Genomic DNA, 12,932 nt, shown 5'->3' with positions numbered 1-12,932 from the left:
TCAATCATCACAGAACACTCCTCAACATCAGGACTGCTCTGGATTCTACGCTCTCTTCTCCTGAGTTCCAACTCCTGCCACTCAATTATTAAGAAACGTATGCGTTCACCCTATCGCGACACCTCAACCCGCTTGACATTTGATAAGAAGCCACTGTATTAGCTCGGGGCACGTTGATTGATAACCAACGCCAACCCCTAGCCTTACAGCATGGCCGCATTCTCTCTCAATCTGATCCTGATTGGCCTGTGGTGGAAATTATCACCAACCGGGTTGGACGCTTTGTAGCACCAGGACTCAAACCAGGCCGCTATGAAATCTGGCTATTCGGCAACAATGCGCCAGTGACTACCTTTGAAATTCCAGCTGGAACCACGGGAATTTATAACCTTAATGTATTGGAGACAAGCCCCTAAACAATCTCAGTTTGGGTGAAGGGGGTTTTCGAGTGCTGCCCAGTGCATGGCACTCGAAAACTCCCTTCACCCAAACTGAAGATAAATACAGCGCTTTGCGCTTGAATCAGCCACGGTTATTTTTGTGAGAGCCGCGTTCAGCGCGGCTCTCACAAAAATAACTAGATTTTAAGCGCTTGAGAAGCATTGTAAGTAGGTGGTTACAGTGCTATGCCACTATTCAAAAATGTCTGAATATCTAACTCCTATTTCAGGATTGCTTTTGCAACGCTTTCATCAGTAATCAAACCGTTAATAATGCGGCCCCGAAGGGCACCTAAAATTGCATCCACTTTCTGCTCTGTTCCCGCCACCGCCACCATCAAGCGTTGGGTTGGTTGCTCCAGAGGAAAACTGGCAACTCGCAGATTTGTACTTTTTGAAAGGACAGTCCCGTACTGATCATAAGCCCAGCCACCGATCTCGCCTACCGCGCCCAATTCCATGAGTTGCGTAACTTCTTCATCATTGATAAAACCATTTTGATGAAGCGGGCCATTCCAGATCACCTGACCCACACCCACAAAAGTAATTTTTGCTTGCTCTGCTAAAGTCTTCACCGTCACAAACGATCGCTGGGTTTGTAACAGGTCGCGCTCTTCAGCACTGGTAGCCACAACCGGGGTTGGCACCAGATACACTTGAGAGCCAATTCGGTCTGCCAAGCGCATGACAACCTCATGCCGCCCTGCTCGGCCATACTGTGACATATTGCCAATAATCGAAACAATCTTATGCTGAGGTTGGTGCATTGGTGAAATCTGATCCACCATGGCCCGTAGACTGCGACCCGAAGAAAAAGCCAGAATGTTAGGAGTTTTGCTCGCTAGATAATATTCTAAATGCGTAGCTGCACATACACCGATGCCGCTCACAGCCTCACCATTTCCTGCATCACTCGGTACAACCTCGCAAAGCTTCAACTCAAATTTATCCCGTAGGGCCTCGGCTAAGGCAATACACTCACTCAGGGGATGGTCCAGTCGAAACTTGATAAGCTTCTCACTAACAGCCAAAGCCACTAAGCGTTGGGCAGCTTGCCGGGAAACATTCAACTTCGCAGCAATCTCTTCTTGGGTATTGCTGGCGATGTAATAAAGCCACGCTGCGTGAGCCGCCTGATCGAGTTTGCGATCGCGCCGTTCCATCACTCTTTTTCCCTTCGTTCTTGGCTAGCCTCGTTTGTTCACACTTTGAGCATATGCCCGAGGTCAGGTTTTTTGCCCATATTTATGCCTTTTGATGGATTGCAGTTTTCTGAACATAACGGCTTATTTTGATTGTTTCCCTCAACACTATTTCCTCAGAAACGGGTTACATGCCTGTAACCGCATATACCTTTAGGAGCAGAAGGGCGATTTGCCAATCATTCCTACAACAGCTTGACAGCCCATCCATGAGAAACTGTCATCTAATTAATGCCACCCGTAATTTCTAGGTTAAACCCAGTTATATAGCTAGATTCATCACTCAGTAAAAAAGCTACCCCCTGAGCCACCTCCTCTAAGCTTCCCAGACGGCGCATAGGAACTGAGCCAATCATTTGCTGCTCTACAGTTTTGGGATTGGCGTCAAAGTATTGAGAACCTACAGCAGCCTGTAATTCTGTCTGCCGAGTCCACATCATGCCAGGACCAATCAGGGCAGGGGAGAGGGCGTTGACCCGGATGTTATAGGCCGCTAAATCCTTAGCAGCGGTTTGGGTCATACCGACAACAGCAAATTTGGATGCACCATAGGCCAGCATGTTGGGGGGGCCTGCAACTCCGGCATGGCTAGCCATGTTAACGATCGCCCCACCTCCCATTGCCCGCATGTGTTGCGCTGCCACCTTGAGGACATGAAACACCCCTAACACGTTAATATCCATAACTTTACGAAAGTCATCTTCTGGGTACTCATCTGTTGTTGCAAAGGCTCCCTGAAACCCAGCGTTGTTAAAAACATAATCGATGCGACCCTGTTTTTCGGCAGCTTTGGCAAAGGCCTCGGCCACTGCATCGAACTGAGTCACATCACAACATTGCGTCACAACAGGTATGGAAAATTCTGAGAGTTGCTCTGCAGCGGCAGCCATTTTCTCAGCATTCAAGTCGAGCAGAACAATGGCGGCTCCATCTTTTGCGAAGCGCTGAGCAGTTGCTTTACCAATGTCTCCCGCTCCTCCGGTAATCAAAATGGTCTTGCCTGCGAAGTTGTAGCGTGCGATCGCGACCATCCCTAAGTTCCTCATCAATGAATATATGTTGCAAATGTCCATCGTCTTCTCAGGATTGGGAAGCAGGACGGTATTATTTCAATTATTGAGCAAATGCTCAGCAGAAGAGCAGAGTATCAATATTTGTTAATTTACCTTCTGGTAAAAATAAGGAGCCATAAGATGCTGAAGTTTCGCGCGGCTCGCGTGATTGGCGCTTTTTTAATTGGGATTTTGCTGGTTCAGCTGCATGCCTGCACTTTAGGAGGAGGTCAGCAAGCTGGTGACAACACCACGTTGACCATCGCCACGGTTAACAACAACGACATGGTAATCATGCAAGACCTGTCGGACGAATTTGAAAAAGCTCACCCTAACATTGACCTGAATTGGGTGGTTCTGGAAGAGAACGTGTTGCGCCAACGGGTAACGAATGACATTGCCAACAAGGGTGGGCAATTTGACGTTATGACTATTGGTACTTACGAAACACCTATTTGGGCAAAACAGGGATGGCTTTTGCCTCTAGAGAATTTGCCAGCAGAATATGACACGAATGATCTCCTGCCGCCTGTGAAGGAAGCATTGTCTTACGAGAATCAGCTCTATGCTCTACCTTTCTATGCAGAAAGCTCGATGCTCTATTACCGGAAGGATCTGTTTGAGCAGGCCGGCATTACCGTGCCGGATCAACCAACCTATGCTCAGGTGCGTGAGTGGGCTGACAAAATTAATGATCCTAATAATGGCGTGTATGGCATTTGTCTACGGGGCAAGCCAGGTTGGGGCGAAAACACAGCATACTTTACCACCCTGGTGAATACCTTTGGAGGAAAGTGGTTTGACACCAATTGGCAACCAGCGCTGAATAGCCCTGAATGGAAAGAAGCCCTGAATTACTATGTCGACATCCTCAAGAAGGATGGACCTCCAGGAGCTAGCTCTAACGGCTTTAACGAGAACTTGGCTCTATTCTCGACGGGTAAATGCGGGATGTGGATTGATGCGACTGTAGCGGCAGGTAAGTTAGCCGACCCGAAGGAGTCACAGGTAGCGGATACAGTTGGCTTTGCTAAGGCTCCTGTTGCCGAGTATCCTAATGGCTCGAATTGGCTGTGGGCCTGGTCTTTGGCGGTTCCGTCTTCTACGAAGTCGCCAGAAGCAGCAGAGCAATTTATTGCCTGGGCAACATCCAAGGAGTATGTGCAGTTGGTAGCCCAGGAGCGTGGTTGGGTAGCGGTACCGCCGGGAACACGAAAGTCTACTTACGAAAATCCAGAGTATCAAAAGGCTGCGCCGTTTGCATCAATTGTGTTGAGTTCGATTGAGTCAGCCGATCCCAGTAAGCCGACAGCAGACCCTGTACCTTATAAGGGCATTCAGTTCGTGGCAATTCCTGAGTTTCAGGCGTTAGGAACGCAGGTAGGACAAACGCTAGCCGCAGCTTTGACGGGACAAACGTCGGTGGATCAAGCATTGCAGCAAGCACAGTCGACAGCAGAAGAAACCATGAAGCGAGGCGGATACATCAAGTAATTTATTGGGGTTGACTAAAACCCTCCATAAATTACTAAATTACTCTGGGTAGGGTTGTAGTTGTCATGCTCGAAAGGTGATTAACCCTCAGTTAATCACCTCCTTGAAATGGGGCTGTATTAGAGGTTTAACTTGACCCTATCTCCTGTTGGGGGGCGTGGCTTGTCCCCCAACGCCCCCTCTGCAAGAAGTTGTCGGTGAGCGATAAGTGTAGCGCTTTGCATGGGCGAGCCTTGAATTTAGGTTTTTACACCACTTAAATAGACCTTCTCCGGCTCAAACTATCCAGACATCGGTGCAATTTAACAAAACTGATTTCCCTGCTTCTAGCCTCTGGCTAGACATTGTTACTCGAAAGCTCTACCTCATTTTAGGAGCAGTCTTGAGAATGAAAATTAGTGATTTTGAATGAGCGTTTCACCTTATTCAAATAAGCTTTTTGAGCTTCAGTTTATTTGTTTTTTAGCGTTTGCTTTTTATGTCCTATGGCTTCTACGTTGGCAGTTGAAGGCAAGAAGAAATCCACGTCCAGGCGGCAAGTGGCGACGTTGCCATTGGTCGGCCCATCTATCGTGGTTCTTTTGATCTGGATGATTGTGCCGTTGTTGATGACGATATGGTTTTCGTTGCAACGGTATAACTTGTTAAATCCCACCAACAACGGGTTTGTGGGGGTGGGAAATTATGTAGCTTTGCTGAGTTCGCCAGCATTGTGGATATCTATCTGGAATACGCTGATCTTAGTAGGGGCAGTACTGCTCATCACGATCGGGTTAGGAGTAGTGTTGGCGGTTTTGTTTAATGAAGAGTTTTGGGGACGTGGGGTAGCCCGGTTGTTGGCGATCGCCCCCTTCTTCGTTATGCCGACCGTCAGTGCCCTCATCTGGAAAAACCTGCTGATGCATCCGGTGAATGGATTATTCGCCTACATCACGCGTTCATTGGGGCTAGGGGCAGTTGACTGGTTTGCTCAGTACCCAATGCTGTCGGTCATTCTAATTGTGTCGTGGGAATGGTTACCCTTTGCGTTGCTGATTCTGTTGACGGCGATTCAATCGCTGGACCACGAGCAAGTGGAAGCAGCAAGAATGGATGGCGCGAAGGCAATGGACATTTTTCGGTATATCACCCTGCCGCATTTGGGGCGGGCGATCGCCGTTCTCGCCATGATCGAAACCATCTTTTTCCTCACCATCTTTGCGGAAATTTTCGTTACTACATCCGGAGGACCGGGGTTGGCAACGACGAACTTGGCTTACTTCATCTTTGTCCGGGCCTTATTTGAATTTGATGTGGGTGGTGCATCGGCCGCCGGTTTGATTGCGGTTGTGCTTGCCAACATCGTCGCTATTTTCTTAATGCGTAGCGTTGCCCGCAATGTTGATGCTTAATGGGATATCACCATGACACCAGTGACTCAAACCTCTCCTTCAAAAAATAAAAAGGCAATCCGCCGTCTGGTGGTAACACTGCTCGGATGGTTGGCGGCCGGGCTGCTCTTTTTCCCCATCTTTTGGATGGTACTGACCAGTTTCAAGACTGAAGTGGAAGCAGTTGCCCTGCCGCCGAAGCTATTCTTCCAGCCGACTCTTGAAAACTACGTCACGATTCAGGAGCGAGCCAATTACCTGAATTTTGCGATGAATAGTGTAGTGATTTCCCTTGGTTCTACTATTCTAGCCATCCTCCTGGCGGTTCCTGCGGCCTATGCCATGGCTTTCTTTCCAACAAAAGGAACAAAAGGAACTTTATTGTGGATGTTGTCCACAAAGATGTTACCTCCCGTTGGGGTATTGGTTCCGATTTACCTGATTTTTCGTGATTCGGGGTTGCTGGATACACGCATTGGTCTGGCTATTATCTATACCCTGATTAATCTGCCTATTGTAGTTTGGATGATTTATACCTTCTTTAGAGATGTACCCAAAGACATTCTCGAAGCAGGACGAATGGATGGTGCTTCAACGTGGCAGGAAGTACTCCATGTGTTGTTACCGTTATCATTACCAGGAATTGCTTCAACAGCCTTATTAGCTATCATCCTGTCATGGAATGAAGCGTTCTGGAGCTTGAACCTGACAACATCAAAAGCCGCTCCATTAACCACATTTATTGCATCATTTTCTAGCCCTCAAGGGCTTTTCTGGGCGCAGCTTTCAGCGGCATCGTCGATGGCGATCGCCCCTATTCTCATCTTTGGTTGGTTGAGCCAGCGGCAATTGGTGCGCGGTCTGACCTTTGGTGCTGTGAAGTAATAATTCATCCTAATTTTTGAGAGCATGACGAGGAGCTTTTATGTCTACCGTTACGTTGCGGAACATTCGCAAACAGTACACCGACTTTGATGTGATCAAAGGAATCGATCTGGACATCAACGATCGCGAATTCGTTGTCTTCGTTGGCCCTTCGGGTTGTGGCAAATCAACCCTGCTACGCATGATTGCTGGGTTGGAAGAAATTACATCGGGTGATTTGTTCATTGATGGGGAACGCATGAACGACGTGCCACCCGACAAGCGGGGGTTAGCGATGGTGTTCCAGACCTACGCGTTATATCCTCACATGACGGTAGCGGAGAACATGGCTTTTAGTCTGCGTCTTGCTGGGCTATCTAAAGCCAAGCGCTACGAGCGTGCGCGGGATGTAGCCCGTATCTTGCAACTGGAGCCCTACCTGGAGCGTAAACCCAAGGAGTTATCAGGGGGCCAGCGACAACGGGTTGCGATTGGTCGTGCCCTGGTTCGCAATCCCAAAGTTTTTCTGTTTGATGAACCCTTATCCAACCTGGACGCGGCTCTGCGCGTACAAATGCGGATTGAGTTATCCAGTCTGCATGACAGTCTACAATCCACAATGATCTATGTCACCCACGATCAGGTAGAAGCGATGACCCTGGCGGACAAAATTGTGGTGTTGCAGGGTGGCATCATTGAACAGGTGGGTTCTCCCTTGGAGCTATATCACCGTCCAAGAAATCTATTTGTGGCGGGGTTCATTGGCTCTCCTCGGATGAACTTCTTGCCAGTGACCGTCACGGCGGTCGGTGAAGTGGCAACCCGTGTTGAGTTACCGGGGGGTGAAGTGATTACCTTACCCCTGCAACCTGGGCGCATTGCTGTAGGCGATCGCGCTACTCTCGGCATTCGCCCTGAACACCTTACTCTCGACCATACTCGCGCCACGATGCAAGGTGAGGTCATCGTCGTAGAACGGCTGGGTGGCGAAACTTTTGTCTATGCCAAACTGGCAGGCGGCGATACTATTGTTGTGCAAACGGAGGGCGATCGCCTCATTCGCACCCATGAGCAGATTCCCATTTATGTAGATGGCGATCGTTGTCACCTATTCAATACCCAGGGAGAGGCCATTCCCAAGGCCGAACTTCATCCTCTAATGCACTCCTAACACGCCAGCTCTGCGGTTTCTTGAAGAAGTCGCAGAGCTATTGCCACTCTCCATCTAGATCTGGGATCTTTTGATGGAGGTTAAAGAATTCAATCAGCGATAGAGATGCCTGAAGTTTAGAGTTTCCCTTCCAAGAAGGATTGGGGATAGGCTTTGCTATTTCAGGGACAGAAATTGTGTTAAATACCATTCATTCCAGTCAAGCCTAGCCGATCTCAAGATGCAAGAAAGAGAACTTCGGATTGCAATCTTAAATTCCATAAAGCAATCACAAGTCTAATTCTGCAAGAGCATTGATTCATTTGATAAAACCAGACTTCATTCCAAACAAACACCCTTCAAGTTTCACTGGAGTACCATGAATACTTCAACTCATGCAAACGCCACAATTAAGCTGACTGAAGCATCTTTGTTACGCTTACCAGAACACGTACAAATTCCTCAATACGATCGCCATTCCATCACCGATGGCATTGTTCACATCGGTGTTGGTGGTTTCCACCGCGCACACCAGGCATTATATCTGGACAATTACTTTCATCAAACTTCCGATCATCAGTGGGGGATTTGTGGAGTTGGTTTGCTAGTGTATGACGAACGCATGCGAGATGCGCTGCAATCTCAAGATTGCTTATATACTCTAGTGGAGCGATCGCCTGGTGGGGATCATGCTCGTATCATCGGTTCTATCACCCAATATCTCTTTGCCCCTGATAATCGACAAGCGGTTATTGATGCAATGACCGATGCAAATTGCAAAATTGTTTCCCTCACGATTACCGAGGCAGGCTATTACTACAATGAGGGTACGGGTGAATTAGAGGTAAATCATCCCACAATTCAGCATGATTTACAGCACCCAACCGAACCCATTGGAGCCTTCGGGTACATAACAGCCGCCCTCGATCAGCGTCGTCAGCAAGGTGTTGGCCCCTTCACAGTACTGTCCTGTGACAATTTGCAGGGGAACGGCAATATTGCCCGTAAGATGCTGACCGCGTTCGCAAATTTGCAGAATCCTGAATTGGGTCAGTGGATTTCGGAGAATGTGAGTTTCCCAAATAGCATGGTCGATCGCATCACCCCGGCAACCACTGCTGCGGATGTTCGTATGGTCGCCGAACAATTTGGCATTGACGATGGTTTTCCCGTAGTTGCGGAATCCTTTCTCCAATGGGTTGTGGAAGATGACTTCTGCGCAGGCCGCCCTAATTGGGAAACCGTTGGAGTACAAATGACCGACCGGGTGCATCCCTATGAGCTGATGAAAATTCGCTTGCTGAATGCCAGCCATTTGATGATTGGTTTTCTGGGTACCCTGGCAGGCTACCACTATGTCGATGAGGTCATGGCTGATCCGTTATTTACACAGGCCGTCGACCGTTTGATGGCCGAGGTACAACCAACCCTGGAAGCAGTACCGGGTATTGATCTGGACGACTATAAACGGACGCTCATTGAGCGCTTCTCTAATCCTAAAATTCAGGATCAACTGCCCCGTCTCTGTTTAAATGGAGCGGCAAAGATGCCAAAATTTGTTCTGGGTTCCCTGCGGGATGCGCTGAATCAGGGTGGGGCAATCGATTACCTGGGGCTGACCATTGCCGCCTGGTTCCGCTACCTCAATGGGGTAGATGATCTGGGAAATCCCATTGCCATTGATGACCCCATGGCGCACATTCTCACCGAAAGGGCCCACACGGGTGGCGTCAATCCTCAACCACTGCTTCAGGTCGAAGAAGTATTTGGGGATTTAGCGCAATCGTCCCGTCTGGCGGAGGTTATTGGCCGTGAATTGCGGCATCTGTCTGAATTAGGGGCGAAGGGGGCGATCGCCCATCTGTTAAAACACCCGCATTAGAGTTGAGCACACAGGCTTCCGGATTCTTAGAGAACCCGGAAGCCTCAGTTTCTACAAGGCTAATTGCTTAGGCTGATTGCAATTTATCAAAAATTGCTTCCATGCTGAGTGCAACCCGAGGGCGTATCTCCCGTTTAGATGGCACAGGCAAACGCTCTTCTTCTACAGACTGGCAGCTAATAGAATGGGACAATTCCATGATAGGTTCACAATCGGATGGGGTAGTATCAGACTCAATTGAAATACCCTGAAAGTGTTTCCGTAGAAGGGCTTGAGTCAGGGCATACGCTTTATGCTGATGCGCCTGATCTTGCTCATCCCGCAACCCAAGATATGGGAAGTGATGGACGATGTAACCAAAGAGCATCATGCAGTCATCCATATATTTGCTCGTATCAAGAATGTGGTAGTGCCAAACCTGATCAATCTCGTAAGATGGAACTAACGTCAGTCGAGGATACTTATCAGCTAAGTAGAGGAACCCTAAATAGTGCGCGATCGCCTTTACAGTTTCTTCCTTCGACCATTGGGGGCCATAGTCGTTGTACATGAGTTGATAGGCGATCGGAGATAGATCCAGTTGTTTTGCCTTCTGCATGAAAGATGCAAAGGTTTCAGAGGGGCAGAGCTTAGAGGAACGCATGGGATTCTCCTGATGGGGGTTTAGGAGATGGTTGGGAGTGATTCCTGGAGACACACAGGTTCGACACCCAAACCATTTGTGATTCATATCTCCATCACAACTTCGGGGCATCTGAGTTCATAACTGAGAACAACCGACTTGATAAACTCGGTTATTCTCAGCCTACGATAAGAGACACAAACGGAGAATTACCCGCGAGGGCAATTTTTATGGTTTTCCTAATAGCTACAGCTATCACCAGATCGTTTGGACATAGCAATGTCAGGACTTACGCAAGTCCGCCATATTTAGAGCATGTGTGTGGTGTGCTTCGCACACCACACACATGCGTAAGTCCTGAATGTGCAAGTGCGTTAAGTACAGCAACAGTGGTGTGGTGCACTTCATGTCCCACACCACCGTACTTATCAACGTGAACAGCGCTATAGTGCTATACGGTCAGAATCAAAAGGAGAGAGGCGGGACAACGCCCCACCTCTCTCCTTTGGGTACAAGTTTTAAATTATTCATGGCACGGATAAATCCATGCTGTGCAGCAGATCCGTAGTTTCCTGGGCTTCGGATATCATGCCAAGCTGCGCAAACATACTCAAGGCTTCAGAGGCCCAATGGTGAGCTTCAGCACCATTCCCCTGGCTGTATTCTAGACGCGCCAGTGATCGCATACAGAATGCCGTACGGCAGCGATCGCCACTTTTCTGGGCCACTTGCAAACCTTCTTCCATCCACACTCGGGCATCAGTAACATTGCCCTGCTTCAAGGCCACATCAGCCAGCCAGTCTTTCGTCAGGAAAACAACCCGCCGCCAATCAATCTGTTGGGCTTGCTGGAGAGCTTGCTCAAAGTGGGCTTGTGCTTGAGTAAAATCTTCTGTTTTGTAGGCGATTTCGCCTCGGTAGTAGTGCCGCCGAATTGAGAAGCGCTGGTAGGCGGTCGCCTCTAACTCCGTTTCCTGCACCATCATTTCTGCACGCTGCAACCAGTGCAACGCTTCAACGAAGTCTAAATTCTCAATGTGCCAAACAGCAATGTGAGTCGCCAATTCCACCTGAGTTGCAGGTTGAAGGTATAGGTGGTAGTCCCAGGCTCTCGCGAACAAATCCTTTGCGGATTCCAAATGATGAGGTTGCCCCAACAGCGTTAGTGTCCATGCCCGGTCAAACACCACCTCAGCAACAGTGGGCCAGTCCTGGCGCTGCTCCGCCGCCTGGATCAGCCAATTCGTCCAATCTAAGCGAGTTGCCCAGCAGCTCAGGCGATTTTTGCTATAGCCCTGGGCGTGGCTATAGCAACGGGCTTTACGCCAGAAACGGCAGACCTCCTCATAGCGATCCCCTGCAATGCACCACTCAATCACATCCTGCAGGTTTTCCCATTCCTGTTCCAGAGGGCCATAGTTTTGCCAATCCGTCCAATCCTTGCCACCATAAGTTTCCGCAAAAGTCAAATACCATTCCACCCGACGCTGATGTTGCCGCAATTTGAGGTCAGGGTCGGCATTTAATTGCGCGATCGCATATTCGCGAGTCAGGGGCAACATATCAAAGCGCCCCTCCCTCCCGTTGAGCAGTGAGAGTTGCTGCAACCGCGCCAAGCCCTGGGTTACAGTGGCGGGATCAGCGAGTTCAGCTACATAGGCGAGCGCATCTGTCGCGGCTGAACTTGGAAACAGAGCGGCCGCCAGAAAGAGGGAATAAATTGGCTCATCCCGCAAAGCCATGAGCGAACTCTCGAAATAGAAGCGGGCATAGTCTCCCTGAACCACTGCTTGCACCGAGGATTCCCACGGGTAGCCACTGGCCAGTTGCCCAACAGCATAAATGATAGCAGCGGGAATGCCACTAGTTCGTTGATGTAATTGTTGAGCTTCGTTATCGGTTAGGCGCAGTCCCTTGTTGTGGGACTGGCTCTGAATCAGGTCAACACCACAGGCTGGTGGCAAAGGAGCCAGGGTAACGGAAGGAAACGGGGTTTTGGCTCGGCTCGTCAAAAGGGTTTTAGTCGTGCTGGGCAAATCGTGCAGAAAAGACAAAATAGCAACTTGCTCCTCAACCGTTTCTAGATTGTCAAGGATTAGCAAGGTAGGCTGACGTGAAAGCTGGTGATAGATCTGCGTCAGTTGCTCTTCAAAGGGTTGCAGCAAAACATCCGGGCAGTGCAATGTGTAGGCGATCGCCCGAAACAAATCTTGTAATGTGCGATCGGGTTGAAGCCGGGGCAACAAGCCCGATGAGGTCAGATGATTGGGTTTTGCAGAAGTAAAGATAATGGCGTTGAAAGGCGCTGAGGCAGCTTTCAGGTGATGGGCGATCGCCAGGGCCAAGGTCGTTTTACCAATCCCACCTAACCCCTCAATACTGACGCAGGAGGCGGGATGATCGAAGCTCAGAAAAGCCAGTAGTCGCTCAATCTCTGCCTCCCGCCCAATGAAGGCACTGTCGCTTCCGGCACGCAGGTTATGGTATATCGAACGCTGGCCCAGGAAGGACGGTGAAACCGCAACGGGCTCAACCGTTTGGAGATATTGCTGAAAGACCGATTGCAAATTGCGCTTAGAAACGGGCTGATTGAGCGCTTTCGAGAGCATCTGCCACAATCGAGAGCTGACCTGTTTGATGTAGTCGTAATCGTAGCCGCTGGCCTGGGCAATCATTGGGTAAGATTGGCCCTGCCAAATTTGCCGGAAGACTTTGAGCTGGGTGTCGTTGAGTTGAGCCGTCTGGCCTGATTGGTTCAGAATTTGATGGAGGAGGGCGATCGCCTCATCTGCGGTCATGGGTCAGTTCCGTATAGGGGCTATACCCGTGGTCTGGCTTTGCTAGAACATTGAACGC

At 49.3% G+C, this 12,932-nt stretch carries 10 protein-coding genes; 6 read left to right on the top strand and 4 right to left on the bottom strand.

The window, feature by feature from the left end:
- Positions 1–173: 173 nt before the first annotated feature.
- A complete protein-coding gene (locus NDI52_RS24500) occupies positions 174–416 on the top strand; it encodes a hypothetical protein (protein ID WP_190772498.1) in 243 nt (80 codons plus the stop codon).
- Between the two features lie 245 nt (positions 417–661).
- Here NDI52_RS24500 and NDI52_RS24495 read toward each other — a convergent pair whose 3' ends face one another.
- Both NDI52_RS24495 and NDI52_RS24490 read right to left on the bottom strand, forming a co-directional pair.
- Complete coding sequence (locus NDI52_RS24495; protein WP_190772499.1) at positions 662–1,603, bottom strand: sugar-binding transcriptional regulator; 942 nt, start codon at positions 1,601–1,603, stop codon at positions 662–664.
- Between the two features lie 263 nt (positions 1,604–1,866).
- On the bottom strand, positions 1,867–2,673 hold the full coding sequence (locus NDI52_RS24490) for an SDR family NAD(P)-dependent oxidoreductase (RefSeq protein WP_190772500.1): 807 nt from the start codon (positions 2,671–2,673) through the stop codon (positions 1,867–1,869).
- A gap of 162 nt (positions 2,674–2,835) precedes the next feature.
- On the opposite strand from NDI52_RS24490, the gene NDI52_RS24485 reads away from it, so the two are divergent.
- From NDI52_RS24485 to NDI52_RS24465, 5 genes are all read left to right on the top strand, one after another.
- The gene (locus NDI52_RS24485) at positions 2,836–4,188 is read left to right on the top strand and encodes a sugar ABC transporter substrate-binding protein (protein ID WP_190772501.1); all 1,353 of its coding nucleotides are present in this window, start codon (positions 2,836–2,838) and stop codon (positions 4,186–4,188) included.
- A 485-nt stretch (positions 4,189–4,673) separates the two neighbouring features.
- Entirely contained in the window at positions 4,674–5,579 is a 906-nt protein-coding gene (locus tag NDI52_RS24480) for a sugar ABC transporter permease (RefSeq protein ID WP_190772502.1), read from the top strand.
- Positions 5,580–5,591: 12 nt separating this feature from the next.
- Positions 5,592–6,443, top strand: a complete 852-nt coding sequence (locus NDI52_RS24475) for a carbohydrate ABC transporter permease (protein ID WP_190772503.1) — start codon at positions 5,592–5,594, stop codon at positions 6,441–6,443.
- 40 nt (positions 6,444–6,483) lie between these two features.
- Positions 6,484–7,593 carry a sn-glycerol-3-phosphate ABC transporter ATP-binding protein UgpC gene (gene ugpC / locus NDI52_RS24470; RefSeq protein ID WP_190772504.1) on the top strand — a complete coding sequence of 370 codons (1,110 nt, stop codon included), beginning with the start codon at positions 6,484–6,486 and terminating at the stop codon, positions 7,591–7,593.
- Positions 7,594–7,951: 358 nt separating this feature from the next.
- Complete coding sequence (locus tag NDI52_RS24465) at positions 7,952–9,454, top strand: mannitol dehydrogenase family protein (protein ID WP_190772505.1); 1,503 nt, start codon at positions 7,952–7,954, stop codon at positions 9,452–9,454.
- Between the two features lie 67 nt (positions 9,455–9,521).
- Here the strand turns inward: NDI52_RS24465 and NDI52_RS24460 are convergent, their stop codons facing one another.
- Together NDI52_RS24460 and NDI52_RS24455 are read right to left on the bottom strand one after the other, a co-directional pair.
- A complete protein-coding gene (locus tag NDI52_RS24460; protein WP_190772506.1) occupies positions 9,522–10,097 on the bottom strand; it encodes a glycine-rich domain-containing protein-like in 576 nt (191 codons plus the stop codon).
- A 506-nt stretch (positions 10,098–10,603) separates the two neighbouring features.
- Complete coding sequence (locus NDI52_RS24455) at positions 10,604–12,874, bottom strand: AAA family ATPase (protein WP_190772507.1); 2,271 nt, start codon at positions 12,872–12,874, stop codon at positions 10,604–10,606.
- Positions 12,875–12,932 lie beyond the last annotated feature (58 nt).

It is taken from the genome of Leptolyngbya sp. PL-A3 (assembly GCF_039962325.1).
Classification (GTDB): domain Bacteria; phylum Cyanobacteriota; class Cyanobacteriia; order Elainellales; family Elainellaceae; genus Vacuolonema.
The sequence above is the reverse complement of the archived record's forward strand: the minus strand, read 5'-3'. Positions and strand labels throughout refer to the sequence as shown.